This window comes from Salibacterium lacus (assembly GCF_042684865.1).
Taxonomy (GTDB): Bacteria; Bacillota; Bacilli; order Bacillales; family Marinococcaceae; genus Salibacterium; species Salibacterium lacus.
Genome location: NZ_JBHUML010000002.1, coordinates 133672 through 157700, shown reverse-complemented (window position 1 = coordinate 157700; position 24029 = coordinate 133672). Strand labels below are relative to the sequence as shown.

The 24029-nt window shown below is 43.6% G+C and carries 40 protein-coding genes; 2 read left to right on the top strand and 38 right to left on the bottom strand.

Annotated features, from left to right (window positions below; genetic code table 11):
• Positions 1-41 precede the first annotated feature (41 nt).
• The 25 genes from ACFSUB_RS01295 to ACFSUB_RS01175 all read right to left on the bottom strand — a co-directional run bounded on the left by ACFSUB_RS01295 (position 42) and on the right by ACFSUB_RS01175 (position 16265).
• Entirely contained in the window at positions 42-212 is a 171-nt protein-coding gene (locus tag ACFSUB_RS01295) for a hypothetical protein (protein ID WP_380711382.1), read from the bottom strand.
• Between the two features lie 104 nt (positions 213-316).
• Positions 317-664 (bottom strand): hypothetical protein, encoded by a 348-nt coding sequence (locus ACFSUB_RS01290; protein WP_380711381.1) that lies wholly within the window; start codon positions 662-664, stop codon positions 317-319.
• A gap of 50 nt (positions 665-714) precedes the next feature.
• Positions 715-1131 (bottom strand): phage major tail protein, TP901-1 family, encoded by a 417-nt coding sequence (locus tag ACFSUB_RS01285; protein ID WP_380711380.1) that lies wholly within the window; start codon positions 1129-1131, stop codon positions 715-717.
• A gap of 3 nt (positions 1132-1134) precedes the next feature.
• Positions 1135-1533 carry a DUF3168 domain-containing protein gene (locus ACFSUB_RS01280; RefSeq protein WP_380711379.1) on the bottom strand — a complete coding sequence of 133 codons (399 nt, stop codon included), beginning with the start codon at positions 1531-1533 and terminating at the stop codon, positions 1135-1137.
• Positions 1530-1883, bottom strand: a complete 354-nt coding sequence (locus ACFSUB_RS01275; RefSeq protein ID WP_380711378.1) for an HK97-gp10 family putative phage morphogenesis protein — start codon at positions 1881-1883, stop codon at positions 1530-1532. Before ACFSUB_RS01275 ends, ACFSUB_RS01280 begins: the two co-directional genes overlap by 4 nt.
• Complete coding sequence (locus tag ACFSUB_RS01270) at positions 1880-2209, bottom strand: phage head closure protein (RefSeq protein WP_380711377.1); 330 nt, start codon at positions 2207-2209, stop codon at positions 1880-1882. Before ACFSUB_RS01270 ends, ACFSUB_RS01275 begins: the two co-directional genes overlap by 4 nt.
• Positions 2206-2772 (bottom strand): head-tail connector protein, encoded by a 567-nt coding sequence (locus ACFSUB_RS01265; protein WP_380711376.1) that lies wholly within the window; start codon positions 2770-2772, stop codon positions 2206-2208. Before ACFSUB_RS01265 ends, ACFSUB_RS01270 begins: the two co-directional genes overlap by 4 nt.
• Positions 2772-2975 carry a hypothetical protein gene (locus tag ACFSUB_RS01260; RefSeq protein ID WP_380711375.1) on the bottom strand — a complete coding sequence of 68 codons (204 nt, stop codon included), beginning with the start codon at positions 2973-2975 and terminating at the stop codon, positions 2772-2774. The genes ACFSUB_RS01265 and ACFSUB_RS01260 overlap by 1 nt, the downstream gene beginning before the upstream one ends.
• Before the next feature lie 52 nt (positions 2976-3027).
• Positions 3028-4257 carry a phage major capsid protein gene (locus ACFSUB_RS01255; RefSeq protein ID WP_380711374.1) on the bottom strand — a complete coding sequence of 410 codons (1230 nt, stop codon included), beginning with the start codon at positions 4255-4257 and terminating at the stop codon, positions 3028-3030.
• Positions 4250-5047, bottom strand: a complete 798-nt coding sequence (locus ACFSUB_RS01250; RefSeq protein WP_380711373.1) for an HK97 family phage prohead protease — start codon at positions 5045-5047, stop codon at positions 4250-4252. Before ACFSUB_RS01250 ends, ACFSUB_RS01255 begins: the two co-directional genes overlap by 8 nt.
• A complete protein-coding gene (locus ACFSUB_RS01245; RefSeq protein WP_380711372.1) occupies positions 5028-7040 on the bottom strand; it encodes a phage portal protein in 2013 nt (670 codons plus the stop codon). The genes ACFSUB_RS01250 and ACFSUB_RS01245 overlap by 20 nt, the downstream gene beginning before the upstream one ends.
• 151 nt (positions 7041-7191) lie before the next feature.
• Entirely contained in the window at positions 7192-8748 is a 1557-nt protein-coding gene (locus ACFSUB_RS01240) for a terminase large subunit (protein WP_380711370.1), read from the bottom strand.
• 3 nt (positions 8749-8751) lie between these two features.
• Positions 8752-9252, bottom strand: coding sequence for a phage terminase small subunit P27 family (locus ACFSUB_RS01235; protein ID WP_380711368.1), 501 nt, complete (start codon positions 9250-9252; stop codon positions 8752-8754).
• A gap of 99 nt (positions 9253-9351) precedes the next feature.
• Positions 9352-9513, bottom strand: coding sequence for a hypothetical protein (locus ACFSUB_RS01230; RefSeq protein WP_380711366.1), 162 nt, complete (start codon positions 9511-9513; stop codon positions 9352-9354).
• Positions 9514-9517: 4 nt separating this feature from the next.
• A complete protein-coding gene (locus ACFSUB_RS01225) occupies positions 9518-9862 on the bottom strand; it encodes an HNH endonuclease (RefSeq protein ID WP_380711365.1) in 345 nt (114 codons plus the stop codon).
• 235 nt (positions 9863-10097) lie between these two features.
• Positions 10098-10568, bottom strand: a complete 471-nt coding sequence (locus ACFSUB_RS01220; protein WP_380711364.1) for a hypothetical protein — start codon at positions 10566-10568, stop codon at positions 10098-10100.
• Between the two features lie 130 nt (positions 10569-10698).
• On the bottom strand, positions 10699-11160 hold the full coding sequence (locus ACFSUB_RS01215) for a helix-turn-helix transcriptional regulator (RefSeq protein WP_380711363.1): 462 nt from the start codon (positions 11158-11160) through the stop codon (positions 10699-10701).
• Positions 11153-11281, bottom strand: coding sequence for a hypothetical protein (locus tag ACFSUB_RS01210; RefSeq protein ID WP_281244712.1), 129 nt, complete (start codon positions 11279-11281; stop codon positions 11153-11155). Before ACFSUB_RS01210 ends, ACFSUB_RS01215 begins: the two co-directional genes overlap by 8 nt.
• A gap of 87 nt (positions 11282-11368) precedes the next feature.
• Positions 11369-11902, bottom strand: a complete 534-nt coding sequence (locus ACFSUB_RS01205; protein WP_380711362.1) for a hypothetical protein — start codon at positions 11900-11902, stop codon at positions 11369-11371.
• A gap of 29 nt (positions 11903-11931) precedes the next feature.
• Positions 11932-12495 (bottom strand): hypothetical protein, encoded by a 564-nt coding sequence (locus ACFSUB_RS01200; protein ID WP_380711361.1) that lies wholly within the window; start codon positions 12493-12495, stop codon positions 11932-11934.
• Between the two features lie 125 nt (positions 12496-12620).
• Positions 12621-13865, bottom strand: a complete 1245-nt coding sequence (locus tag ACFSUB_RS01195) for an SIR2 family protein (protein ID WP_380711360.1) — start codon at positions 13863-13865, stop codon at positions 12621-12623.
• 222 nt (positions 13866-14087) lie between these two features.
• The gene (locus ACFSUB_RS01190; RefSeq protein ID WP_380711358.1) at positions 14088-14657 is read right to left on the bottom strand and encodes a hypothetical protein; all 570 of its coding nucleotides are present in this window, start codon (positions 14655-14657) and stop codon (positions 14088-14090) included.
• Positions 14654-14857, bottom strand: a complete 204-nt coding sequence (locus tag ACFSUB_RS01185; protein WP_380711357.1) for an XtrA/YqaO family protein — start codon at positions 14855-14857, stop codon at positions 14654-14656. Before ACFSUB_RS01185 ends, ACFSUB_RS01190 begins: the two co-directional genes overlap by 4 nt.
• A gap of 69 nt (positions 14858-14926) precedes the next feature.
• Complete coding sequence (locus ACFSUB_RS01180; protein ID WP_380711356.1) at positions 14927-15454, bottom strand: Holliday junction resolvase RecU; 528 nt, start codon at positions 15452-15454, stop codon at positions 14927-14929.
• A 40-nt stretch (positions 15455-15494) separates the two neighbouring features.
• Complete coding sequence (locus tag ACFSUB_RS01175) at positions 15495-16265, bottom strand: DNA-methyltransferase (RefSeq protein WP_380711355.1); 771 nt, start codon at positions 16263-16265, stop codon at positions 15495-15497.
• A gap of 186 nt (positions 16266-16451) precedes the next feature.
• Between ACFSUB_RS01175 and ACFSUB_RS01170 the strand changes: the two genes are divergently transcribed.
• Entirely contained in the window at positions 16452-16682 is a 231-nt protein-coding gene (locus ACFSUB_RS01170) for a hypothetical protein (protein WP_380711354.1), read from the top strand.
• Between the two features lie 33 nt (positions 16683-16715).
• Here ACFSUB_RS01170 and ACFSUB_RS01165 read toward each other — a convergent pair whose 3' ends face one another.
• The 12 genes from ACFSUB_RS01165 to ACFSUB_RS01110 form a co-directional block, all read right to left on the bottom strand.
• Complete coding sequence (locus tag ACFSUB_RS01165; protein WP_380711353.1) at positions 16716-16859, bottom strand: hypothetical protein; 144 nt, start codon at positions 16857-16859, stop codon at positions 16716-16718.
• A gap of 126 nt (positions 16860-16985) precedes the next feature.
• The gene (locus ACFSUB_RS01160; RefSeq protein ID WP_380713145.1) at positions 16986-17795 is read right to left on the bottom strand and encodes a DnaA ATPase domain-containing protein; all 810 of its coding nucleotides are present in this window, start codon (positions 17793-17795) and stop codon (positions 16986-16988) included.
• Positions 17692-18573 (bottom strand): hypothetical protein, encoded by an 882-nt coding sequence (locus ACFSUB_RS01155; protein WP_380711352.1) that lies wholly within the window; start codon positions 18571-18573, stop codon positions 17692-17694. Before ACFSUB_RS01155 ends, ACFSUB_RS01160 begins: the two co-directional genes overlap by 104 nt.
• 243 nt (positions 18574-18816) lie before the next feature.
• The gene (locus tag ACFSUB_RS01150) at positions 18817-19659 is read right to left on the bottom strand and encodes a recombinase RecT (protein ID WP_380711351.1); all 843 of its coding nucleotides are present in this window, start codon (positions 19657-19659) and stop codon (positions 18817-18819) included.
• A gap of 11 nt (positions 19660-19670) precedes the next feature.
• Positions 19671-20612 carry a YqaJ viral recombinase family nuclease gene (locus ACFSUB_RS01145; protein WP_380711350.1) on the bottom strand — a complete coding sequence of 314 codons (942 nt, stop codon included), beginning with the start codon at positions 20610-20612 and terminating at the stop codon, positions 19671-19673.
• A 70-nt stretch (positions 20613-20682) separates the two neighbouring features.
• Complete coding sequence (locus tag ACFSUB_RS01140) at positions 20683-20841, bottom strand: hypothetical protein (protein WP_380711349.1); 159 nt, start codon at positions 20839-20841, stop codon at positions 20683-20685.
• The gene (locus ACFSUB_RS01135) at positions 20835-21047 is read right to left on the bottom strand and encodes a hypothetical protein (RefSeq protein WP_380711348.1); all 213 of its coding nucleotides are present in this window, start codon (positions 21045-21047) and stop codon (positions 20835-20837) included. The genes ACFSUB_RS01140 and ACFSUB_RS01135 overlap by 7 nt, the downstream gene beginning before the upstream one ends.
• A gap of 151 nt (positions 21048-21198) precedes the next feature.
• Positions 21199-21363, bottom strand: a complete 165-nt coding sequence (locus tag ACFSUB_RS01130) for a hypothetical protein (RefSeq protein WP_380711347.1) — start codon at positions 21361-21363, stop codon at positions 21199-21201.
• Positions 21360-21641, bottom strand: a complete 282-nt coding sequence (locus tag ACFSUB_RS01125; RefSeq protein ID WP_380711346.1) for a hypothetical protein — start codon at positions 21639-21641, stop codon at positions 21360-21362. The genes ACFSUB_RS01130 and ACFSUB_RS01125 overlap by 4 nt, the downstream gene beginning before the upstream one ends.
• Positions 21638-22285, bottom strand: coding sequence for a hypothetical protein (locus ACFSUB_RS01120; RefSeq protein ID WP_380711345.1), 648 nt, complete (start codon positions 22283-22285; stop codon positions 21638-21640). The genes ACFSUB_RS01125 and ACFSUB_RS01120 overlap by 4 nt, the downstream gene beginning before the upstream one ends.
• A 72-nt stretch (positions 22286-22357) precedes the next feature.
• Entirely contained in the window at positions 22358-22603 is a 246-nt protein-coding gene (locus ACFSUB_RS01115; RefSeq protein ID WP_380711344.1) for a hypothetical protein, read from the bottom strand.
• 18 nt (positions 22604-22621) lie between these two features.
• Positions 22622-23398, bottom strand: coding sequence for a phage antirepressor KilAC domain-containing protein (locus ACFSUB_RS01110; protein WP_380711343.1), 777 nt, complete (start codon positions 23396-23398; stop codon positions 22622-22624).
• Positions 23399-23427: 29 nt separating this feature from the next.
• Here ACFSUB_RS01110 and ACFSUB_RS01105 point away from each other — a divergent pair, with 29 nt between their 5' ends.
• Positions 23428-23649 (top strand): hypothetical protein, encoded by a 222-nt coding sequence (locus ACFSUB_RS01105; RefSeq protein WP_380711342.1) that lies wholly within the window; start codon positions 23428-23430, stop codon positions 23647-23649.
• Here the strand turns inward: ACFSUB_RS01105 and ACFSUB_RS01100 are convergent.
• A complete protein-coding gene (locus ACFSUB_RS01100) occupies positions 23641-23880 on the bottom strand; it encodes a helix-turn-helix domain-containing protein (protein ID WP_380711341.1) in 240 nt (79 codons plus the stop codon). The two genes, ACFSUB_RS01105 and ACFSUB_RS01100, sit on opposite strands and share 9 nt — an antisense overlap.
• Positions 23881-24029 lie beyond the last annotated feature (149 nt).

Genomic DNA, 24029 nt, shown 5'->3' with positions numbered 1-24029 from the left:
CTGCCTTTCCAAGGCACAAAAAATAACCCCTGAAACAGGAGTTACTTTGCAAATTTCTTTTCCATTTCTTTCATCAAGTCCTGATGTTCTTTGATGGATACAACCTTGTCTGGATCTACTTCCGGTTCTCTTCCTAACAAGCTATCCAGGCTTACCTTTTTCTCCGTTTTCGCCTTCCTCTGCAGCAGCGCAGTCCAGGCTTCTTTCTCCATCAAACCTTCTAGCTTTAACTCAAAAACCCGCGGTGTCATGTCCCAAAATTCACTGGGGCTTAGATCAAGCCAACCATAAGCGTACTGCTCACGCCTCCCCCAATCTAAGCCCCTGTTTTGTTTTTTGATTTGTCTTCAGACTCTGGTGTCGCCTGTTTTACCAGCATGCTGTTTTGGAACACTTCCTGAATCTTCTCCCCGATCTCTTCATAGGACGTTTCTCCGTTTTCGATAGAGTCATCCAGCCATATTTCTACATCATCCATGCTTACACTTTTATCAAAACGGCGCAGGCATGCCCATATCATCACGGCCATGTTATCGATTGATTCCATGTCTACCTCTTTGAAAACCCGTGCCAGCCCCATATTGTAGTGTTCTTCCATCGATTTCATGGCAATATGGGAAAAGCGCAATTGTCGTTTTTCGCCGCCCAATGTTATTTCTGTCATATCGTCACCTTCCTTCTTAAAGAAAAGGAGAGGGGCTCACCCTCTCCTGATTATGATGCGGATGCTTCAATTTCTTCGTATTTACCCTTGCCAGTCAGCTCCAGAGAATACGTTGCTACATCATCGTGAGGCGCTTCTATACTGAAATCAGTGATAACCGCCTCCCCTTCATACTTTTTACCGCTCGCAAACTCAAACTGCACCATTACGGTTTCTGCCGCCAAAAATGCTGCATCCAAAGCATCAAGAGCTGGGTCTTCTTCTTCCAACACCCCGCTGCCACTGATGGACCAATTACCGTTTCCGTAATCGGAATCCTGCCACCCGCTATTGTCCTTGCTGGTCATGTCAATTGTGTCATAACCCCTGTTAAAGGTACCACTCCGCTGAGCGGCAACAGCTTCATAGGAAGGAGTGTCCGAATTGGCAGTGTTCACTTTTATTAAAAAATTAACGCCACGGGCCATTTTCTATTCCTCCTTTTCAATTATCACGCGGTACTGCAGTACCCCGTGTTTGGTTTTTCCGTCTTGATCGTCTAAAATCTCTGCGTACTCCAAACGCTTCATGGCCATAGAAAATCCGTCACCCATCGGCAACGGTTCATTCTCCAAAGCTTCCTCTATGGCGCCCATAATAACAGAGCATTCTTTCGTTCCATTTTGACTCCATATGTCAATCTGAAAGGTGATTTCTGCGCCGTGAGATAACTTGGTATCAAACGGTGTGCTAGTCGGAGCGCCGTAATTGACATACGGAAACTCTACACCACCCGGAGGATTGTCATAGACGCCTGTCACCATCTCAGAAATATCGTTATAGAGCCTGGTGTCCAATGCAACCTGTACATCCCAAAAGGATACAATCATGGTGTATTCAGCTCTTTCGTCAGACCTGCTACAAATTGCGCTTTGTTCATCTCAGCCGAAGGACGAATAAAAGGAGTGGCTCCGTGATTCACAGTGCCCAGCTCCGTGAAATGAGCGCGTTTACCAACAGGATTTTTCGGCCCCACTTTCGTAGTGAAGCCGTTGTCTTCTTCTACAATGCCGATAGAATCTTTCAAATCACCAGAACGCACAGCTACTTTACTTTTCTGGGATGCTTCCACTAATTTAGCAGTGGAAGACACATTATCTTTGATGCCTTTTTGTTTAGCCGCAGCCCAATCATCGAGCTTTTTCATTGTTTTTTCTAGGCCTTCGACTTCTACTTTCATGTAACCACCTCACTGGTCATCAAGTGTAGCTCCCGGTCTGCTTCCTCCAAATTCAACACAGCTTCAATTTTAAGAATACGACCATCATACTCAACGCGCATCTGCGGTTTGATGCCCGGGCGATATCGCATCTCCACACGGTGAGACATGGTAGACTGTACCTGCTGCGCTTCATAACGTTCGGAACCGGAGAGCGGTACAACGCGTGCCCGTGACTTCAAATGCTCCACCCAGTCGGTCTCATATTCTCCACCAGGCTTTCTGACTCTATCTTCTTTCAAGATTGAAATACGGTGTTTAAATTTTCCGGCTCGTATCGGTTTCATACGGTATACACCCTTTCAAATAAAGCTTCTATTGTGAAAGGGAGTGTGTTTATCATGCTGCCGACAAGTACCGGCTCTCTATTCTCGTAAAAGTGTGCGGTTAGCATTAGCAAGCCAATCTTAAAGTTTTCCGGAATATCGTCAGAAGAAGCATACCCCGCCGTAAATTCAATAGTGACAGAGTTGTGTTGATCTAAATCAGTTGGCCAGGACTTATCTTTTTTACGGACAATGCGCCCTGGCTCGGAATCAGTATCCACAATATACATCGAAGCATCTACTTCGTGTTCCTCTCCTGCTTTACCCCTGTAGGTTACTTTATTTACTGACTGCAAAGGTGGATAGGGGAGCAATATTTCATCTTGAAAATCAGAAAGAATCAACTGCCACGTCTGGGTCATAAAAGCCCGGTACGTTAGCACTTGTTCCGCGTGTTTGGTAGCCGCTTTAAGGTAGCTTTCCAGGCTGACATCTTCATCATCGTGTTCTATCCGTAGATGGTCTTTCAATGCCCCGAGGGAAACAGGCAATTCAGCAGCTGGAGTAATCAATTTACGCTGCATCAGCTATCACTCTTTTTCTTTTCCGGGTGCTTCCGCTTCGTCGTAGTGTCTTCCGCTGCGGTTTTTGTAGCTGTTTCTTCGCCGGTTGGTTTAGCGTGGCCGGCTTTTATCAGCTTTTCGGCCTGTTCTTTGTCTATATCCTGCACGCCTTTCGAGTAGCTGAAACCAATGCCGGAGATATTTCTTACAACTTCAACTTTCATACCATCACCTACTTTCTATAAAAAGAGAGAAGAAGGATGAAAATCCCTATTCTTAGGATCCTGATGCCATTGTAAGTTTCTTCACGGCTTCTGGAAGAATCAGCTTGCCGTCTACGCGCTGGCGCATGCGGAAACCAACTTGTCCAGTGGCAGCATACAGCTCGTCCAAACGTTGCATAACACGACCCTGGCGGTCTGCAATCCAGTAATAGGATATATCCCCAAACAGGATAGGAGAGTTCCCGGCGGCAAGTATTGGGGAGTTGTCAGAAATGGCTGTCGGACGACCAAGAATGCGGTCTGCTTGTCCCGCCTGCAGCCCTGGCTGCCAGATATATTGGTCGTTGCTGTCTTTTAGTTTCCGGATAGCTTTTGCTGTGGAATCACCCATCATAAAAGTGGCCCGGCGACGATACGGACGGCGCAGGGAGTGAAACAAATCAATCAGCTCATCGGCTGTGACAGCATCAGTAGCCGCAGCTGTATGGCCTTCCTGGGCGTCCTGGAACACACCGGTTGGTTTATTCGATCCGTCCCCACTCACAAACGCTGCTTCTTCTGCTTCCGCGAAAGAGCGTGCAAAGGAGTTCCTGGTGTAACTTTCCACGTTAAAGGCGGAATCGTTAAGCAGTTCCTCTGAAATTTTCATAATACGACCCAGTTTATACGCGTTCAGCACCTTCTGGGCAAACTCAGCATCACTAGTTGTGTACTCTGCTTCCTCATCTAACCATGCCGCGGAACCCTTATCCGCTTCAATCGGAATTTCACGAGCGCCAGAAGACGTAGAAATAACCGTAGCAAGTCCGCGCATGATATTACGTTCTTCCAGTTCCTGAACAAGCTGCTGTTCAAATTCATCCGGTACAGTGTAACCTCCGGCGGAGTCCGTACCAACTGCAAGAGCACGCACTTCCGTGTTCATGAGTTGATCGTATTGATCGGCGGAGAGAGCGTTACGTCCTGCACGCTGAGCTCTCCAGAAAGCATTACGGTATTCTTCTGTGGCACGCGGGTGCACGTTACGTTGCTCCTGCCCCTGTGGATCTTGACTAGGATCTTGGTGAGCAGAACGACCGTCCCGCTGGTCCATTTCACTCTCAATACCGTTCAGCCGTTCTTCTCGTTCGATCTCTGTTCCAAGCCGGTCCACTTCCTTCTCCATGCGCTGATACTGCTCTTCATCCAAGGAGCGCTTCTCACTTTCTGCTGTTTCAATCAATTCCCGCATCTGCTTTACCAATCTTGCTCTTTCTTGACGTAGCTTTAAAATTCTATCCATCGTTTTCAACCTCCAGTAATTTTAATTTAGCTTTTCTCATAGCAATACTGCGCTCCTGCGCTTCTTGCTCGTCTGCCGGTGCGCCCTCCTGGACATCACCGGCATATTTATTCAAGACTTTCACCGTGGAACGTATAAGATCTTGATCTGTTTTTGTAAGCTCCGCTCCGTTTTCCGAACGCTTAATAACATTCGTCAGTCCGTCAAAATCAATCCCAACGGAACCCAACACAGAGCGAGCGCTCACGGAGGTTTGTGGGTAAGCAGGGAAACCAGTCGGGCTGATTTCATGCAGCTGCACCTCCACCAACGTCCGAATCGCTTCATCCGGATCCGAGTGATCCCACTCATCCTGGATGACTCGAAACCCAAAACTGACACCATCAACATCCCCCCGTTTTATACTGGAAAAAGCGTCTCTGCCCCAACTGGTATCTGGCATATCCAATTCAAACGCAAGGCCTCTCTCATCTTCGTTCAGCCTTAGCGTTCCGGTCTTTGTACTTCCCAGCACCATATCTGTATTGTGATTCCATAATGCCTTTACGGTGTTATCGCTAAGCGATTTACTGAAAGCGCCGCGCTTGATTTTCTCCCGGAACCCAAAAATAGGAACAGACATTTTTTCAAACTCCGCCGCATATCCAGCGACAATGTTTTTTCCATCTTCTTCACGGGTTTCAACTCGTGTCATATCGAACGAGCGTTCTTCCAATTTCTCTGCTGTAGCAGAGCGTAATTCTAAAGGCGTTGGCATACTTTCACCCTTTCTAATTTTGTTCAGCTGCAATCGAGCATTCACAGCCGTCATGTAAAGGTGGATGGCTAATGTTTGAGGAAGGTTTTAACCCTCCATCCGGAGCATCGGGGTTTACATCATCGCCTTCTCGAACAAAAGAAGACTTGATACCGACTACCTGACCGTCTAGCTCCTGGCAATACTCACAGGGGGAGCCGTCACCAACCCAGCGTATTTTCATAACACCAGCAGCAATCCATGCTTCTTTTGCTACAGCACTGCCGGCACGAACCGTTTCTTCTGAGGCTTCCTGCTCTGCCCTGTCATGTTCATTCCAATCATTAAAACGACCCTGCAGCGCTTCTACAGGGTCCTCGTTATTAGCTATGGCGTTATTCATGGCTGTCCGGAGCTGTTTGACAGACTGACCGGCGTGCCTTCGAAACATTAAAGCATGGTATTCCCGGAGAAAGTCTTTAGCCTCTGGCGTAAAATCTTGATCGTCCCCGACTTCACTAGCTGCCTGCCCGAAAATGTTTTCCCCAAAGGACATCAACGCCGGCATCATCTGTTTTTCAAAGTAATCTTCATGTTCGTTATAAAAATCAGAAAGCCAGTTGTCGAATTGTTCTTGATCTCTCATCTGTTTTTTCGCCTGGCGCATCACATCGGCTTCCTCACGATTAATCACACGCTGGAAAGCCTCTTTAAACATGCGCTTGTGGCTTCGTGTCGTTCGCGCCCGAATCTCCACACCGTTTCTTTGTGCTCTGGTAGCTGATCGTTTTTCGGAACGACTGTCAGGAGGTGGATCAGGTTCAGGGTCATTATCATCCTGGGTAACGCTATCCGCCGGCACCATATTCAGCGGCACAAGATAGATATCGCCGCCGTCAAGGGGATTCTCGTTCTCCTTCTCCCGAATATCATTCGCGGAAAGCCACCCATTCTGCCGGCCAATCGCATACGCCTCATACCTTGTTTTGATATCTCCACGCAACAAACTATCTAACACAAATTCTGCAAAATAGTGTTTGCGGCCGTCCCTGCCAAACAGCTTCGTGTTGATGGCTTGCTCCCAACGTTTTATCCAAGGTCCCATCGTATTTTTTACAAAGTCTAAGGACTGCTGCTCGATATTCGAAAAGGTAGCCTGGCTCAGATCAGCCAGCATGTGCGGCGGTACCCGGAAAACGCGGGCGATTTCTTCCGTCTGAAACTTCCGCGTCTCCAGAAACTGCGCGTCATTAGGCGGTATTCCTATTTTTTGGAACTTCATTCCCTCTTCCAGCAACATGACGCGGTGGCTTTTACCTAGCCCAGCATACGTGTCATTAATACTTTCACGCAGATTCTTAGAACCCTGTTCCGTTAGCTGCTTTGGATGCTCCGCTATGGCCCCAATATTGGTGCCATTTTCAAAGAAGTTAGCGCCAAATTCTTCGGTTGCCAGCGACAACCCGACCGCTTCCCGGGCCATGCCGATAGGAGAAAGCCCCGTCAACCCATTCAGCGACAGCCCTGGGATGTGCAGCACCCGTGATGCGGGCAACTTCACATAGTGTCCATCCGGCGTTGTCACGTGGTAGAAGATCTCGTATGTGCGCTGGTCCCTTTCAGGCCAGGTTTGGTTAGGAAGTAACGGCCATAACGCGCGCGGGCGCCCGGCTCCGTCATACTCAATTTCCGCATAAGCGTTTCCCCACAAGCAAAGATGAGCAGAGAGCGTTTCCCTCAATGTAAATGCCGTCATTTCATCGTTTGGTTTATTCTGCAAAAGATCATACAGATGGTGATCTCTTGCACGTTCCTTTCCGCGTGGCTCCAGCCGGCGGTAAACCGGCAGGGGGAGTGTGGCCATCGTTTCTGATATGATTCGGACGCACCCAAATACCGCCGTGGACTGCATCGCTTTATACTCGTTCACGCTTACGCCTGTTTTTGATTTACCGCCACGGAACATATTCATAGCCCAAGTTTCCGGCCTGGCCAAATTACTCGTGCTGCTTGTTCTCGTTTTCATCCAATCCGTTATCAGCCCCATACGTCACCTCCTCTCTGGTCCAGCCTAAGAAGATAAAAAGGCCGCCTCCTAGAAATAATAAAAGCACTGGGTTTATAAGAAATAGCCCAATGCCAATGAGTAAAATGCCTGTCAAAATTAAAATGTCGCTTACATCCACCGGACCAACTCCTTAAAAGGCCTTAATGCCTTTGTTCTCGTAAACGGACGAATCGTCTTCATAGACGATAATTCTGGCCATGCTGTTTACCATAGCAACAAAGCCGTCTATTCGTTCAATTGACTTCCCTTTGACCGGTCTTACGTTCTCGTTTTCATCCATTTTCGTTTCCACATTACTCAAGTTCCAACGAAGCACCTTATGGCCACCATGCTTCAGCCGCTGTTTCCGGGTTAGAACCTCAATATTTTTCATCGGTTCGGACATGGACTTGGCCCCCTGGATAACAGGGACCATATTGATATCCTGCTCTTCCAGCTGTATGGCTATCTGTTCAGCATGCCATTTATCATATCCAACTTCCTGCAGGTCGTACATATCCGCAGCATCCATGATCTCTTTTTTGATGAAGTCATAATCGATGACATTGCCGGGGGTTGTCTGTATCAATCCCTGCTGGACCCAGCTATCATAGGGAACATGATCCCGCTGCACTCGCTCCTTGATATTCTCTTCTGGAATCCAAAATTTAGGGAGGACGTAGTAATTTGGATCCTCTTCCGTTGGGGTGAATATCAACACAAAGGAAGTTAAATCAATTTTGCTGGATAGGTCTAACCCGCCGTAGCATTCCCGGCCTTTCAACTTATCTGGAATAACAGCACCTGTCGAAGCGTCCCAAATATCCAAACTGAGCCACTTGCTGGTTTTGATTTTCACCCACTGATTAAGACGCAGCTGCCGAAAGGCTTTTTCTTCCGCTGGGCTTTCTTTCGCATCTTCGTACCAATTTCTCACGGTATCTATGCGGATGGTATGACCAATGCTGGGATTAGCTTTCTTCCAATTTTCCTCATCCGTCCAGTCTTCATCTTCGCCCAATCCATAAATCTTAGGGTAAAAATTCGTCAGTTTCCGATGTCCCTGCAAAACATCAAGGGCTTTCTGGTGGACTTCCCAGCCGATGCTTGTCCGGTCTGGATCATCGCCCGCCGTGGTAATAAGAAAAAACAGAGGCTGCATTCTGGCATCCCCTGAGCCCTTGGTCAGTACATCATATAATTCTCGGTTGGGCTGCGCGTGCAGCTCATCAAAGATAACGCCATGGACGTTCAGTCCGTGCTTGGTGAACGCCTCAGAAGACAGGACCTGGTAAAAGCTATTGGTCGGCTTATAAATCATCCGCTTTTGAGAGGTGGTCGGCTTGATACGCTTTTTCAGAGCAGGGCTCTGCTCTACCATTTCCATGGCCACATCAAAAACGATGGATGCCTGTTGCCGATCCGCCGCAGCGCCGTAAACTTCTGCACCGCGTTCCCCATCAGCTCCCAGCATATACAGAGCAACCGCCGCTGCCATTTCGGACTTCCCATTTTTCTTTGGGATTTCAACGTAAGCCGTATTGTACTGCCGGTAGCCGTCTTCATTCATTGTCCCAAAAACATCGGATACGATCTCACGCTGCCAAGGTAGCAGTTCAAAATTTACACCATACCAAGGATCCTTTGTGTGCTTCAGGTTTTCAATAAATTTTATGGTCCGCTGGGCTTTCGCTTCGTCAAAGTACATAGTCTAACCACCTAACAGTTGTTCCATCGGATCCTCCTCGCTATCTCCGGATTTCGTAGAAAGCCTGGTTCGGCTTGCCGGTGTCAACCCAAACTCTGAACAGAAAGCGCGGAAGTCAGCCAACGCCTTTTGCCCTATCTTCACTTCCGGGCGTTCCGTTATATTCGTGGCACCGGCTTTGTTTGTATATTCATACGTCCGCCCGTATCGTTGACCAGTTTCAGGATTTTTCTTTTTGAAAAACTTTTCACATTCCAGCCAGACGCCGTAACTCTGACAAGCAGCAGCAAAAGCTTCACCGTCCACAACAGTCAGCAGACCCATGCTTTCCAATTCCGGTTCCAGCCGCTTCCACATTTTTTTAGCATCCGTGTTCAGCCAGGTCGGAGGTTTAGGAGAAACTGGTTTCGGATTAGGTTCATCTTCGGGCAGCGGACGCTTGCCCGGATTTCCTTCTAGTACTTTTAAATTGGATGGTTTTGGTGGTCTTCCTCGTTGGGTCATCGTCGTTACCCCCTCTCATCGAATATCGCGAAATTTCGCGCGTGACTGCCCCGACGGTCTATAGCGAAAACTCTCTAGGGATTTGACCCGCCCTCCCTCTCAAAATTTATCCACCACTTCATCAAGAGTAGACAAAAACTTTTTCTCTCTTGTCGTCAATTCTTCTTTCTCAAGTAATTCCTCGCCAAGACTACAAGCATCTTCAATCAAATTCCCCACGGACTTCATATCTTTGACATTAACTTGTACTGTGCTGTTCATCTTCTCATTCCTCCTTCGCAGTCTTCTTATCATGGCAAGCCTTGCATAAGCTCTGCCAGTTCTCTTCATCCCAGAACAGCCCATAGTCTCCACGGTGTGGCATGATGTGGTCCACAACATCAGCCGGTGTGTATCGATTCTTCTGGCGACAATGGACACACAGCGAATGACGCTTCAAGTACCAGGCTCTGGCCTTCCGCCACCTGGCATCATAGCCACGCTGGGTAGCTGTACCGCGCTTCTTATCTGCCTGCCTGGTGTATGTAGTCTTATGCTCGTCACAGAACCTGTCGTACGTGAGGGCCGAACACCTGGGGTAACTGCAGGGCTTCTTTGGTTTACGGGGCATGAGCTATCACTCCTGATCTTAATCCACAAAATAAGCCTGACGACAATACCGCCAGGCTGCTGATTTATAAAATTGTTTGGCATATGGTTTCATTGATATTCCCCTTCATAGAAAAAAAGGATGGTTATCCGTTTCAATGGTTCGCCAATTGTGTGGTAATCACAAACACTCATTTTCCTTTTATTCTATGCCTTTTAGGTAATCCTGCTCCGCTTTCTTATGGGTCGGCTGCCATTTACGTCCTTCCCCCTCCACGGCCGTTCGTTCGAGTTTTTTGTACTTTGATTTTTAGAACGTCAATCATAATTTTCGCTATCTCCTCGTCCCATTTTTTGATACGTGCATTATTTATGGTGGTATCAATTCCACTTTTAATTTCCTCAAGCTTTTTACTGTATTTTAAGAGAGCGTCTTTATCTTGTTCACTGATTGTATAGTTATGTTTTCCTGCTGCTAAATTTTCAGTCATTACTCTCTTGCTTGCTATACGTTTTACCTGCTTTATATCATACTTGTCTGGAGTTTCATCAATTAAAAACGTAAGCTCTCCTCTAACCTCTTGGAGATGAAATGCGACACTTTGTTTTTCGTAATAAACAGACTCTCTATACTCTTTTTCTTCTTCATTCCTCTTAAAATAGCAAGAAACAACCGACCCTGAAATTAAACCTAAAAATAAATTTAAGAGTAAACTACCAATTGTCATATTTAAGCCACCGTCCTAAGTTTTAGTGATGGCTCTATTTTAAAGAATAAGACCTGTTAGGGTCTATGATTTGTACGATTTTGTATCCTGCTGTAATGGAGTCTATGTCCACCCCGTCCTGCCTTCCAGTCTAGCATGGGGATGTAACTACCGCAAAATCTGTTTCTTCTGGAACATTTGGAACCTCTGGAACATTTTCTGCAATTTTACCTACAATGGATTCTCGAATACGGTTCACATGAGAGTGAGACAATCCCATATGCTTACCAATCCACCTTAAAGATTTCCCCTCGAGTAACCAATGCAACACCTCAACTTCCCGGTCGTCCTTGATCAAGTGAATACGATCTTGAATGAGCTTTACCTTCTCCTCATACTGAGCGACCTTGTTCCAACGCTTTTCGCGTCTGGCTGTCTCTTTAGCCACCGGATCACTCTGGCCACCACCTTGTGCTTTCGGCATAACGGATTCAATACCATATTGGGCTGTGAGTTTCTCTCCGGCATCCTCCATTGATTCACGGAGCAGTTTAATACTGTTCATCATCCAGTGATAATCTTTCAACAGCGCTTCGATTTGTCGCTTATTCATAGAATCGCCCCTTTTGCTTTATGGATCCACCGCTGCCACGTCCGTACGTCGGTCTATTCACACCCATCAGTTCCTTCAAATCCTTGTCAGTCAGCTTCTCTTTCGGCTTTTTCTTGGTCATGCAGCACCCTCCAATCAATAAAAAAGAGGACGCCAAGATCCACGGCTGTAACCGTAAATCTGAGCGTCCTCCAGTGAGCTGGTAGAACTAACGTATTTTTTTCAATTTATTTTTTAATTCTTGGTGATTTGATACAAATCGTTCATGTAATTCTTCCAATTCTTCTATTTTAATTTTTTCAGATATAATAATTGCTTCAATAAATTCTAAAAACATTTCCAGATGTCTTAACATTCCGGAAATATCATATAACATTTTCCTTCGAATTTGAAATATATCATGTGGAATAACTTCGTGCGGGATATTCCTTAAGTCTCTCTGGAGTTTTTGCGCTGAATTAATCGCTAGATGTAAATCGATATCACTTTTCATTTTTGTTGAAATACATGTTTCAATTCTCTTATCTACACTCCCAACAGCACTCTCTATCCCTATATAATATTTATCAAATTCTTGTAATCTCTCTTTTCTATTACGTTTTATTACCCAATGTTGAATCAACAGAGCAGACGCAAAACCAACAAACGCTCCTGAAAAGGCAATAAAGAGATCGTACCAAATAGAAGGTGGTTTACTTAATAGTTCAATAATAACATCCAGTTTTTCGTTAGTTTTGTTCAAATTTTTCACCCTTAGTAAGGTAGATAGTTTTAAATCTCACTTATTTTACCTTGCTGTTTTTCTATAGATTTTTTTAATTTTTCATTTGACTCTTGAAGCTTCTTAATTTCTTCATTTAAAATGTCAGCCACCCCGTCTGTACGATTTTTTATACTTCTTTCCCAAAAATACTCAATGCCAGTTTCAGTAATATCAATAATCTCTAGATAATCATCAAAGTATTCTTCTAAGATGTCCTCCCGTTTTGAACCTTTTATTTTAGTAATATAACGCTTAACGTCTTCCTCAATCATGTTTTTTGCGAACATGATTTCATTTAATTCGTCGGTAGGAAAACCATCTTGGTCAGTAGCTTGACCTAAATTCTCTTCTTCCCTTTGATATTTAGTATATTGATTCATTGTGCTGATTAACCTTGTTACATACATCTTAAGATAAGTTGCTTCTTTAATATATTTCTTCAATTCTTCCTTGTTTCTTAAGTTCCGTTCGAATTTTATGTTTCCCTGCATAACAATTAAAGCAATGGTTCCTGTAATCACAGCCCCAGATAAAGAACCTAAAAACCCAGGATTAATTAATAATTCCTTCAAAACTCCTCCCCCTCATCATCTTTGACCTCTTTTTTGCCCTGGTTCATGACAATTTGTCACTTCTTTTTATGAGACTCAAGATCCACAGCTGTAACCGTAAATCAAAGCGTCCTCTGCTAGAACGCTTAAGAATTTAAAAATTCCAGGATCTCTTTTTTATAGTTATCTACTGTATCTTTAAATCCCCCAAAATACATTCTGAAATTTTTATCACGTGATTCATGGGGATTTTTATATTCAAAAGTAGTCTCTGGATTTGATTCATTTGATGCTTTAGCAATAAAAGAAAACATCTCATGATTAATAAAACCAGTCAGCTTACTCATTTCACTTATATTATGATGCCAGGTTTTTTTATCCTCTTTATCCATGAATGTTATTAAGCATACTTTGCTACTTTTCCCATGAATGAGCCTGTGCTTTTCTATATAAGAATTAATGTGGTCATCTCCAAATGAATACCCTATTATTAGCAAGGAACTATTATTTACAATACTCATTGGTAACAATGAATGATAAAAATTAAAAGGGGCAACATTAAGTTTTTCTAGTTTTCTCAGTCCGGTTATAATAGGGGATGAAATAACTTTTTCCCCTGACTGTGTTAGTATATCAGACCTTCCCGTTTTCCTACCCCAAGTTTCTTTAGCATCTAAACTAGATAAATGTAAATAAAGATCTTGAAAGTTATAATTCAGCAAGTCTTCATTGCTAAGATCTTTTTTAAAACCGAAGTAAATAGATCCATGCAAATTGACAACTTTATTTGAAGCTGAGTACAAATTCTCAGGATTAAATTTCTTCACATTTTCTCTAAGGGGATCATTTATAAAACCCTCTTCAAATTCTATACCGTTTTCAATCAAAGAATTCTGTATTGTTCTATCATAATTCAAATTATATATATCAGTTGAAACTAAATTGCATAAATCAGACCAAAAGTTAGAATAAAATTTGTGATTTTCAGGAACATTAAATTTTGAATCGTATTTTCTTATTTCTTCAAAAATGGTTTCTAATATTTCAATTTTGGACTTATATAAATTAAGATGATTAATATATTTGGGGTCAATAATTTGCATGAATTCCCCTAAAACAGGTTTATGTTTAGAATTCAATTCTTTTAAAGGTCTTGTATAATTTAATAATGTTTCAACACAGTGTAGTAAGTCTTCAAAATTTGCTTTACAATTGTAGTAATCATCAAGTTTTTCTTTTAACTCCCTGATAAAAACCCAAGGTTCTGATCTGCTTAAGTGACCTTTAGTAATCATATCTGTTATTCTCAATGTGGCTGGAGCGCCTATATCTATAGCTGCTCCAGCCCCTAGTATAACTGTTACCCCAATTGATCTCCCTCCTATCTTCACTGCAACTAAGTTTTTCCGTTTAATATGGCGGAATTTATATACTTCCTTAAAATATTTTTAAGAAAATCTGTTCTTATTTATAACTATTAAACTTCAAGATCTTTCCCCTCATTTTAACCTGATCCTCTCGATCAGTCACAATAACTCTAAACCCTTCCATGTTACCTAAATGACCTTCTTTATTTAATTCATAATTTTTAAATTGCTAAACTCCATAGAAAATTATAATTTAATTGCATTACCAGCTTTTCTTTTAAATTCTTCCTTGCTTATCTCCCAATCTTTTATTACTATTTGCATAAAATCATCAGAAGAAACATTACTATTAGAATTTCCTAGATCGTTTCTCATCAAAATAATTAATTCACTCATTAATAAAAGCATTAGAGCTTTTTCATTTTCGCCTAATTTATCCGATGGTAGAGTGGTATATTTTCTTATCTCAACATATTTTTTCACTGTTTCATCACTACCAAAAAGAATAGCCGAAAAACCAAATCTTGTTAAGCCATCATATACTTTTTTTTGTTCTTCGACTTGTTTTTCTGGGTCTTTTAATTTACTTAATTCCATAAGTTGTGTAAATACTTTAGTGAAATGCATATATTCTTCAATTTTTGCCGGATGTAAGTTTTCTCCTGATATCCTAAAATTAACCAATTCTTTTTGCAAATCGCTTTTAAAACTTTCTAAACTTCTATTCAGTACATGGTCGGGAGTCTTTTTTATTAACCCTAAAATAAGAAAACCAAACACCATAATAATAACTGTTACAACTTCACCAATACTCAAAAATCCTCCCCCTCATCAAACCTTATCCTCTTTACTTTGCCCTGATGCATGACAATCTTAGCCTCTCCATGATCCGGAAGCTCCGTCAGCTTTGCTTTTCCGTTAGACACCACAATGGCAAACGAGGAATTTTGTTCCATTATATCAATATCTAGTTCTCCAGTGCTAGGATTTATGTCGATTTCTTGCATTCTTTTCATAGTAGCCCCTCCCTGATATACTAGCTATAGTGGTGAGCTGCTCCGAGAGGGGCGGCTTTTTTATTGTTCTCAACCGGTCACTTTCTCCACATGCCTGTCCACGAAAGCCAAATAATCTAAAGGAACCCCTCTGCCCTGCCTCACTAAATCCGTATAAATCTGAAAGTCATCGATAGGAATCGATTTACGCCCTCCCCGCGCCGCATTTTTCGCCGCCAGTGTAATAAGTGATAGTGGCGTGAAGAATACCTCCCGAGTATCCCGAAACTCAATGAGAAGGAACACAGCGGCTCCATGTTGCTCTGCATTTTTCAGGTGCTGGATCTGATGGTCATGGATGTTCTTAAGATCGAATCGTTTGCCGCCTATGCTCTTAGCCTCGAATTCGATGGCCTTGCCGTTATAGACTCCCGAGTAATCCACGCTGGACTTCGCTTCCCATACCGCCTTTTGAATGTTGGTTCCTTTCGACTGCAGCACCTTAACTGGGGTCGGGCGCTTCGAGATCAGCGCCAGCCCCTTGTTCTTGTACTGCGTGTTCGCCGTATTCACTAGGTTTTCAAACCCCATCCCTCTATTACCCTGCGTTTGTTTCATTCTGTCCCTCCTCAACCTTTCTAATAGATTCATTGTCCATTCATTCGGTAATTCTCACCTCTGTCATACCTAAATCATGTCGGTTTTCGTTGATACGTCTAAGGCCCTCATGACAATATTCTTTGTCGAGCTCAAAACCAATCCAGTTCCTCCTTGTGTTATCCGCCGCGACTGCTGTCGTAAACGCCCCCATGCAATTATCCAGCACCGTATCGCCTCTATTAGTGTAAGTCTTGATCAGGTATTCAAAGAGCATTAAAGGTTTCTGAGTGGGATGAAAGGTGTTCTTATCTCTCGGGAAATCCACAATAGACTTCGGATAGTTGGTATGCGTCGTCGTGTGATCTTTCATTAAGCTTTGATCATCCTCTTTAAAAATCCCACCTGTGCTTTTCCTCTTCTTTCTTTTAACTTTGACCAACGGCAGCAAGCCCTGCGGGTGATACGTCGGAAGCTTTTTATAGAAAACACAGATGTTCTCATGGTTCTTCAACGGCATACGTTTAGCGTTCTGGAACCCTGTTGTATGCTTCCCTTTCTTCCATATCCACTCATACCGAAACCAGCTCATATTACTTGCGACCAATCTAGAAGTGAACGGCTGGCTAGCTGTGAGTACAATGGCGCCACGGTCTTTAATGACGCGTTTGTATTGCTCCCATAATTGATCGAACGGGATAATCTCATCCCACTTGCAGTGCGTCGTTCCATAAGGAAGGTCACATAAAATCATGTCGATGGAGTTATCTGGTATCTGTTTCATCCCCTCGATGCATTCCATGTTGTAAATCGTATTTGGTTGTATAGTCATATCTTTTCTCCCTTCCGCATGATAAAATAAAATTCGGAAGGGAACCCTTGTTCCCGGATTTGTGTTGAGCCCCTTTTGTTAGGGTCTCTTTTAGTTGATAATCGTCGTAATTCGAACTGAAAAATGATGAAAAAGATACTTTTTTGTAGTAAAATTTAACCAACAATCTGTTGAAAGGGGTACATAATGAATATCACTGAAGGGGTAGATTTTAATACCATGATGTTTATTGGACCTACTGTGGTTTTAATAGTCACAATCAGTGGTCTTTGTTTACTTTACAAGGTTCTGTTTAATAGGTTTTCAAAACCAGTTGATAACTTTCTACTATCCGGAGTTACACTTTTAGGCGCTTATATATGGTTCTTCCCGATGGGCATGGGATTCTTTGAATATTTTAAAAGCTGGGGCATGTAATATGCCCCTCACTCGCATAATCCGTCATACTCGCTACAGTTGTATAACTTCAGGAAGCCTGACTTTCTCACGTTCCAGTTCCTGTACCGAAAGTTCGTTCAGCATCCGACCATCCAAAGCCAAGAAAAATCCCTGCTGCTCCAATTCTTTAATAAGCACCTGACCCCTTAGCTCCATACTCCTCACCCTCCATTTCTTTCAGCTTCCGTTCGTTCTCCCAATAAATCTCCATAAGCTGAGCCTTTCGTTTCTCCCACAATTCCGCCGGAACCTTTTGGCCGCGGAAATAGATTGCTGATTGAATCACGTCATGCCCTCCAATCGATGATTGAGCTGGAATTTGTCGCCCTGTATCAGCACCAGATAATCCTTGCACATTTCATAAATTCGGGTTGCCAGAGCTTCATCGATTTCAACCATTTGATCAATTGGAAGCTCTGAAGAAATCATAATTGGCTTGTAATTCAAGTATCGATGATTGATAACGGCGTAGGTCTGCTCCACCTGCCAGTCGGTAGCCCGTGGCACTCCCTTTGCTGGCTTGAACAGATCGTCAATGAACAGCACGTCAGCGTTTTTCATGCGCTCCTGCTTCTCTTCCAGCTTGTCAAAATCACTCTTAAAATCGTTGAAACCTTCGACATAAGGGAAATAATGAACTCCGATTTGTTTTTTGTGCATGAGATTGTTGGCTACAGCCATCAGAAGATGCGTTTTCCCTGTGCCCGGCTGTCCGAGTAACATAATGCTGTTCTGCCGCTTCTCTCTAATTTCTTCGAAGCTCTGAAAATAGTTATAGGCGCAATCGTAGGCTCCCAGTATCAATTCCGGTTTCCCGAACGTCCGAAAGTTTTTGAATCCTAGCTTCCGGAACTCTTCCGTGATCTCGCTAGACCGCTTCAGCTTTTGTGCTTGGCGCCATTTGATACAACTGCAGCGCACCCAGACTTCGTAACCGTCTCTGATTTCAAGATACCCAGTCTGGTCCTTGCACTTCGGGCAGTCATACTCAGGATCGTTTTCCTGGCTTAATCCATCCGACTTGGCCGCCTGTGATGGATCGCTTCTCGCCTGTTCTGCTCGCTCCCTGAGCTTGGCCATAACTTCCTGCATACCGGCTTGTACTTGTTGCATTAGCCGATGCCTCCTTTCTTTGCTTATTGGCGTAATGATTGGCCAAAATTATTTTTTTGCAATAGCCAAGAGAAGTGATTTCATCCCCGGTATATTTTGGTTTAAAATTGTCAAACGCCTGTTTAATTCCGGCTAAGGCTTCAGTGGCAGAAACCCCAGATTCTAATATTGCTCTGGCATGGTCATAATCGGAGGCCCTGGGAGGCGTGCCCGGCTTCCCGCGATATGCCATGAATGTATCCGTGATTTGATCTAACTGGTCTTGATATTCTTGCTCTCGCGTGCGCTTGTTACCAACAACAACGTTGTATTGTCCCTGTAGTGTCTCTGTATTGTCTTTATTAGAGTGGTCATTTTCGGCACCCTGCGTGCCGTTTTTGGCACCCCGCGTTTCATTCTCGGCACCCGTGCCATTTTTGGCACTCTCAGAATACTCATTTTTGGCACCCCATTTTTTTGACTTGTTGACCGTCACGATATGTCCATATGGGGTTCGTTTCAGGTGAATGTAGTTTTCTTCTTCCAACCGTTCAAAATTGCGCTTTACTGTTGATTTGCCTACTCCTAAATCATTTGCTACATCGCTGTATGATACAGGGGAGCCACCAAGAACAGTGCCCGACTTTTGCCCTTCTTGTTCACTTTCATTGGTGACTCGATCAATGCACCATAAGAACTCCCACAATGCTGCTCCTATCTTTTTCTTATGGTGAGGAGTGAGTAACCCGGAGTATACTCGAAAATACGTGTCGGACACCGTCTCACCCCCTTATGAAGGAATTTCTCTTAGATGTGCTGTTTTTTGTGACTTAGTTGGCGCCTTTACTTGCATAGGATTATCTCCTTTCACAGATCGCCGTCATGCCCTCAATTTTCAACAGTCTCATTTCCGGATAGGATTTATGAATGTAACTTTGGACATACTGTTTAAAGAGCCGTCCCCGGTTCTCACTACCTTTTGTCAGACCTACATAGAAGTCGGGGATCGGTATATTGTGTGTCATTGCACGTCTTGCATCTCGTTCTGCGCAGGCTCAGTAGCTTCTGTTTTGGCTTCGGATTCGTTTTCTGCTTCTTCCTTAACCTCTGACACTTCAGCGTCAACGTAATCTATATCAGAGCCCACTTCCTTGCGCTCGGACGGATCTTTATTTTCTTCGGTGTAGGCCGTCTGTAACTCGATGGAGAGAATGCCCCACTTCGAAAGCAGGTTCCGCAGCACCGTCTTCTTAGCCATAGCATCCCAGTCATTCTTCCAACCGAAGTCCGACTTGCTGAACTTCTTCTTGTGCGCTTCAATCTCAGATTTGGACCAGTACACTGTCTTACGGAATCCGTTAATTAATTCAAAGTATCCGGCGTATCCAATGACTTTGTCCGATTCCTTCGCTTCAAAATCGATTTCGATTTCTTCTGTTAATCGATCCCAGCTCTTTAGCTCCCCTTCATAAATCTCTACGACATTGATATTTTTGTACTGTCCGGAACGCAGCGCTAATTGGATCAGGCCGCGGTAACCAATTTGCGGTGTTGCTTTATTACCGTAGGGAACAATGTACATATAGCCGAGATTCTTATCGACCGGTAAGTCCAGCGTAGCTGCTACCATGGCCGAGCTGATCACACTCATTGGCTCGCATTTCTGCAGCATCTTCTCTTCGTTATATAGATTCACAATGCTGGTAACAAACTGGCTGGAGCGTTTACCAAGATTCTCTTCAAACCGACGTTTAATAGTGGGTGTTTCCAGTAATCCTTTTAAAGTGGTTCCTTGCGTATTTGACGGCGCCTGGCCGTTCTGTTTATTCGAAAGGTTGTTTTTCAAAGATTGGTTGGTTGCCATATCACAGCCTCCTATAATGCCTTGTAGGTGAATTTTCTGTACTGAGATTGGTAAGTGTAAGCATCAGCTAGAGCCGGTTTTTCTCGCTTCAACTTTGCTGTGTCCACCCTATTGGCGGTGATATTTTTCCATGACACTTCATAACCGTTCACATACCCCAGCTCCGCGTCCTGCATCTGCCACTTAATATTGTTCTTGATTTCTTTCTCTTCTTTCTCGAGCATTTTTATATCAGCTTTTATTTGATCGAGCTTCTGAAGTGCTTCTTTTTCATGGACACCAAGGTTGGTCACTTTCTCTTTTTCCTGTTGGGGAAAGCGTTCGTTTAGGTATTGCTCGGCAGCGCTGGATCCATCTATGGCCGGCGGTACATTCGCCATAACATGGTTCTCCCAGAAGTTTTTCTCCTGTTGGATAATCATGTTGATCAGCTCTTCATCCCGTTCAATCTCTTTCCATACAAACTTCTGACCGCCGATTAAAACAGCGATATAGGCTTTTGATTTGCCTGTCACAGCGAGATAATGCTGTACCTGAACGAGATACGCATCCGGGATTTGATCTTCTTCCCAGTCCTTAGCGAAAAATTGGTTTGCTGTTTTGCATTCGAGAATGGCATCCTCTTTGACAATCACTCGGTCTACATTTGCCAGCATGAAAGGATAATCAGGATGCTGCATCATCGCATTTTTCCGTCGTACTCTTTTGTTTGTTCGCATTTGAAATTCTTCAGCCACCAAATCTTCCAATCGGTTTCCGAAATATGCCGCTTCGCTTGGATCCTCTTCATCTGCCACATGTTCTTCTGTTTTTTCGTTCCAGACCTCAAACGGCGATTTATATTTATTGACACCTAGAACTGCGGAAGCATCGCTCCCACCAATTCCCTTCTTTCGCCATTCCAGCCAGTCTGCTTTGTCCATATCCTTTGTTCTTGTCATAACAACACTCATAGCAAGCCTCCTTGTATTTTTGGAAATATTGAAATACAATATAGTTATGCGATATTTCCTAAAGTGCCGATCAGACCGCCATCTGGTCGGCATTTCTTTGTTTGTAAATGTTAAGGACATCTTCGCGGTCAAAAGCCAATCGGTTCGCGACTTGATCGACTCCCTTTTCCATCCCAAGAACGTTAATATGCTGTACGATGTAAAATGTAATATCTTTCTCAGTTAGCATTTCGATTCCCCCACCTTCACAGCATGCTTTCGCATATAGTTGGCTAAGCATGCAAAATCTTCATGTAAAAGCACATCGTTTTCAAATAGTAACGCTTCCTCATGGGCTACAATGTCGCAGCCACAATCCTCACACTTTCCAATTAAATCCGGTTCATCTGGATCCAACACAGGATTCCGTAACACCATGGGATTTTCAATTTGCATAGTTATCATTTCTCCTTTCTGGCGCGGTCGCACCGCAGGAGTCAGGAACATCGTTAATAGCTCCCGCCCCCTGCGGCAAGACCAGGCCGCAGTCCTGGCTTGCCACTTATCAACCTAAGTGCTACAATGTAGCTAGAATTTAGTACCCCACTTAAGTGCTAGCTGTACCCTCAGCTGGTGCTTTTTTTATATGGCGTTCCAAAAGATAATCGACGGTTACAACACTTCTTAAATCCGTAGAATAAGGCACGTTTTTCATCTTTGTGTGCATATCCGCGTCCGCTACATAATCAAGCAATTCATCACTTATTTTCATTTCATCTCCTCCAATCTTTCTTCTAAATCTTGAAACAGTTTCATATAAGCTCTAGGAATTCGATCTTTTGATGTGCTACCGGTGCGATGTAGATACGTGTAAATAGACATGTCTTCCAAAGTTAAAAGCATTATCAGAGCAGTATTTTTTTCAACTTGGATCTTTGCTCCAATAAAAATTTCTCTTCCCTTATCATCCTCTTCTATTTTTTGCTTTAATTCTTCGGGTAGCTTGTTTAACTCATGCTCAAACACATCAAAATCAGTAATTAATTTCATTTATGCCCTCCCAGCTGCATCATTCGCTCTTGATCAGTCCGCCGTTTTCGCAAGGCTTCATAATCGCTTACTCTATGCATAATCACATTATTGCTGATGGCCTTGTTGATCCATTGCGCCTCAACATAGTCCAAATTCAATCCCCATTGCCGTTTCATTGAAGTTAATAAGCAATCTGCAGCATGTTGAATATCTAATATCTGTCGAGCCACATTTTCTTGTAAGACGTCAATATCTCGAGAAGTAAAGCCGGTCCAGGGACGATAACGCTGACTCAGTCTTCGTATCTCCTCTGCCGCTATTTTCGCTTCTTCCAGTTCCGTCTCGAAATTCGCTAACTGGCCTGTTACATTTTCAAGCAATCTTGGATCAGTTGGTGGTAAGCTCAATCCATAGATATGTTCAATCTGTTCCTGGGCCTCTTCGTCCTTAACAGCTTCACACCATTCCACGCATAGTTCTAAGGGTGCCTGGGCTGTGCCATTTTCAACATTAGTCAGCCGATTTAATGTAATTCCCAGGTACTCCGATAACCACCGTTTGGTTCGATGTTCGGGTACTATCGCCCGCTCTCTAGCCGTTTGAAGTATCTTTGGTATCGCTGAAGGATTATAAAGCCTCGCCTTCGCTGGTTTGTTCTGCATTTTGTTTGCCTCCTAGTAATTGATTTTTCAATGTACGATAGAATCATAGATAACTTGTCCATTCGCGCAGGCTTAATCAGCCCGCTGCTTGTCGTATTCTGCGTTAATAGCTTTTTGTTCTTCGATAGACAGGTCCTTCCATATAGACCAACCAATTCGATGAAACTGTTCTAAAATACGTTCCACTTTCTCAGCAGAAACCGGGCCCGGATCAACAATCTTGATTTTTGTGTTTCCGTCGTAATACTCCATGGATTGATCTTGATATTTGTCAGTCATTGGTGCATCACCTCGTGACATTTTATGCGGCTGATCCATGTGGACTGCCCTCCTTCTTTAAGTGGATGTTTCCATATACTCGTTGATAAGAATGTTTGCGAGATCGACCTGCCCTTTTCCTGTAATAAGAGTGGTAACGCTCTCGACGTCACCTTCTGTACGACTAATCAAGGTCACGCTCGTATCAAACCACCCTTTTTCGATGTATTTCTGTTTGGGATTATTACGTTCGCGGCCGTGTTTAATCAGATATCCTTGCTCTCGCATCCAAGCAAACAATTTATTACGGCCGATCCGGAGACCGTGGTGCTCGTAAATCATCTTGGCAAAAGCTCCGACGTTCACCGCCGCATTTGAGTTCGACATGGCTTTGCCGAAAGTGGAATACGGCTTGTCCTGCAAAAGCTGTTGTTCGGCTGCCTGTCGTTTCTGCTGTTCGTCTTTCAGATTGGTCGCCAGCTGAATGATGGTATCTGGATTCATCAGCGTTTCTTCAATTTTTTCCGGCGTCATGTAAGCGCCATGCTTTCTGATTGATGGGAGGACATCGGAAGTAACCCATTTCCGAAACTGTTTGGCTTCCGGTTTTCGGCTGTCCATGATTACGTCGTAAAGGCCGCTTTCGTTTATGAAGGTCGCCGATTGCTCTCTCCCTAACGAATCTTGGATGACCTTACTGGCAGTAACCCCATCTTCAAGGCGGCTTTTCACCCGGGAAACCTGCGGGAGCCCAAGAACGTCACATACATCTTTCAGTAAAAAGTGCGGTTGATCGTTAATGACTTCCGTTCGTACTTGCTGTCCTGCGAATTGAAAAGTGATTAAATTGCTCATTCTCTTACCTCCCTTGAAAGGATGATTTTTTGAATACCGAACTCACTCGTGAACTGCTGCTACTCGTTGAAGCTGTGTCTGACGGCCTGCTCAGTTTCGATCTATCGGAAGTAACTCGTATTTACCTTCCGGAAGAAGATTCAAGCACAATCAACTTACATATTGACCGGATCACCGAAGCAGGAATGCTGCAGATGAAGCGTGACCGAGTCATCGGTTTGAGTGCGGCTGGTCATGAATTCTTAAGCTGATGTTGATTTTGTTGCATTTTTCGCAACATTGACTTCAAAAAAATATTCTAAATTGTAACCGAAATGTTTTGCTATCTTATGCAATTCATCAGCAGTGAAAGCTTGCTCGCCGCTTTCTTTTCGGTGATAAGGATATAGTGTATTAAAGCCTAATATACCAGCCATATCGCTTTGAGATAGCTTTCTTTCTTTTCTGAGTTGCTTGATTTTATCAAGCTTCACTGTTTCCATATTCTCGCTCCCATCTGTTGCATTAATTGCAATTAATTGATTTCATTATATATCGCGATTTTTGCAAAGTCAACAATAAAATAGCGATTTTCGCAATTAGTTTTTGCTTTATGTGCAAACTTGGTATTATAGAGGGAGGAATAAGTAGT

Bases quoted from the DNA above. Each gene is read 5' to 3' on its own strand.
- ACFSUB_RS01215 (WP_380711363.1), bottom strand. From the start codon at position 11,160: ATGAATAAGCGACAAATCGAAGCGCTGTTGAAAGATTATCACTGGATG.
- ACFSUB_RS01280 (WP_380711379.1), bottom strand. From the start codon at position 1,533: ATGATTGTATCCTTTTGGGATGTACAGGTTGCATTGGACACCAGGCTC.
- ACFSUB_RS01150 (WP_380711351.1), bottom strand. From the start codon at position 19,659: ATGGCAACCAACCAATCTTTGAAAAACAACCTTTCGAATAAACAGAAC.
- ACFSUB_RS01265 (WP_380711376.1), bottom strand. From the start codon at position 2,772: ATGCAGCGTAAATTGATTACTCCAGCTGCTGAATTGCCTGTTTCCCTC.
- ACFSUB_RS01235 (WP_380711368.1), bottom strand. From the start codon at position 9,252: ATGACCCAACGAGGAAGACCACCAAAACCATCCAATTTAAAAGTACTA.
- ACFSUB_RS01210 (WP_281244712.1), bottom strand. From the start codon at position 11,281: ATGACCAAGAAAAAGCCGAAAGAGAAGCTGACTGACAAGGATTTGAAG.
- ACFSUB_RS01220 (WP_380711364.1), bottom strand. From the start codon at position 10,568: ATGACAATTGGTAGTTTACTCTTAAATTTATTTTTAGGTTTAATTTCA.
- ACFSUB_RS01275 (WP_380711378.1), bottom strand. From the start codon at position 1,883: ATGAAAGTAGAAGTCGAAGGCCTAGAAAAAACAATGAAAAAGCTCGAT.
- ACFSUB_RS01110 (WP_380711343.1), bottom strand. From the start codon at position 23,398: ATGAGCAATTTAATCACTTTTCAATTCGCAGGACAGCAAGTACGAACG.
- ACFSUB_RS01270 (WP_380711377.1), bottom strand. From the start codon at position 2,209: ATGAAACCGATACGAGCCGGAAAATTTAAACACCGTATTTCAATCTTG.
- ACFSUB_RS01140 (WP_380711349.1), bottom strand. From the start codon at position 20,841: ATGCTAACTGAGAAAGATATTACATTTTACATCGTACAGCATATTAAC.
- ACFSUB_RS01255 (WP_380711374.1), bottom strand. From the start codon at position 4,257: ATGGATAGAATTTTAAAGCTACGTCAAGAAAGAGCAAGATTGGTAAAG.
- ACFSUB_RS01245 (WP_380711372.1), bottom strand. From the start codon at position 7,040: ATGGGGCTGATAACGGATTGGATGAAAACGAGAACAAGCAGCACGAGT.
- ACFSUB_RS01260 (WP_380711375.1), bottom strand. From the start codon at position 2,975: ATGAAAGTTGAAGTTGTAAGAAATATCTCCGGCATTGGTTTCAGCTAC.
- ACFSUB_RS01160 (WP_380713145.1), bottom strand. From the start codon at position 17,795: ATGCAGGAAGTTATGGCCAAGCTCAGGGAGCGAGCAGAACAGGCGAGA.
- ACFSUB_RS01285 (WP_380711380.1), bottom strand. From the start codon at position 1,131: ATGGCCCGTGGCGTTAATTTTTTAATAAAAGTGAACACTGCCAATTCG.
- ACFSUB_RS01180 (WP_380711356.1), bottom strand. From the start codon at position 15,454: ATGAAACAAACGCAGGGTAATAGAGGGATGGGGTTTGAAAACCTAGTG.
- ACFSUB_RS01170 (WP_380711354.1), top strand. From the start codon at position 16,452: ATGAATATCACTGAAGGGGTAGATTTTAATACCATGATGTTTATTGGA.
- ACFSUB_RS01130 (WP_380711347.1), bottom strand. From the start codon at position 21,363: ATGAAAATAAGTGATGAATTGCTTGATTATGTAGCGGACGCGGATATG.
- ACFSUB_RS01115 (WP_380711344.1), bottom strand. From the start codon at position 22,603: ATGGATCAGCCGCATAAAATGTCACGAGGTGATGCACCAATGACTGAC.
- ACFSUB_RS01100 (WP_380711341.1), bottom strand. From the start codon at position 23,880: ATGGAAACAGTGAAGCTTGATAAAATCAAGCAACTCAGAAAAGAAAGA.
- ACFSUB_RS01290 (WP_380711381.1), bottom strand. From the start codon at position 664: ATGACAGAAATAACATTGGGCGGCGAAAAACGACAATTGCGCTTTTCC.
- ACFSUB_RS01230 (WP_380711366.1), bottom strand. From the start codon at position 9,513: ATGAACAGCACAGTACAAGTTAATGTCAAAGATATGAAGTCCGTGGGG.
- ACFSUB_RS01145 (WP_380711350.1), bottom strand. From the start codon at position 20,612: ATGAGTGTTGTTATGACAAGAACAAAGGATATGGACAAAGCAGACTGG.
- ACFSUB_RS01295 (WP_380711382.1), bottom strand. From the start codon at position 212: ATGGAGAAAGAAGCCTGGACTGCGCTGCTGCAGAGGAAGGCGAAAACG.
- ACFSUB_RS01165 (WP_380711353.1), bottom strand. From the start codon at position 16,859: ATGGAGCTAAGGGGTCAGGTGCTTATTAAAGAATTGGAGCAGCAGGGA.
- ACFSUB_RS01225 (WP_380711365.1), bottom strand. From the start codon at position 9,862: ATGCCCCGTAAACCAAAGAAGCCCTGCAGTTACCCCAGGTGTTCGGCC.
- ACFSUB_RS01175 (WP_380711355.1), bottom strand. From the start codon at position 16,265: ATGACTATACAACCAAATACGATTTACAACATGGAATGCATCGAGGGG.
- ACFSUB_RS01185 (WP_380711357.1), bottom strand. From the start codon at position 14,857: ATGAAAAGAATGCAAGAAATCGACATAAATCCTAGCACTGGAGAACTA.
- ACFSUB_RS01120 (WP_380711345.1), bottom strand. From the start codon at position 22,285: ATGCAGAACAAACCAGCGAAGGCGAGGCTTTATAATCCTTCAGCGATA.
- ACFSUB_RS01125 (WP_380711346.1), bottom strand. From the start codon at position 21,641: ATGAAATTAATTACTGATTTTGATGTGTTTGAGCATGAGTTAAACAAG.
- ACFSUB_RS01240 (WP_380711370.1), bottom strand. From the start codon at position 8,748: ATGTACTTTGACGAAGCGAAAGCCCAGCGGACCATAAAATTTATTGAA.
- ACFSUB_RS01135 (WP_380711348.1), bottom strand. From the start codon at position 21,047: ATGCAAATTGAAAATCCCATGGTGTTACGGAATCCTGTGTTGGATCCA.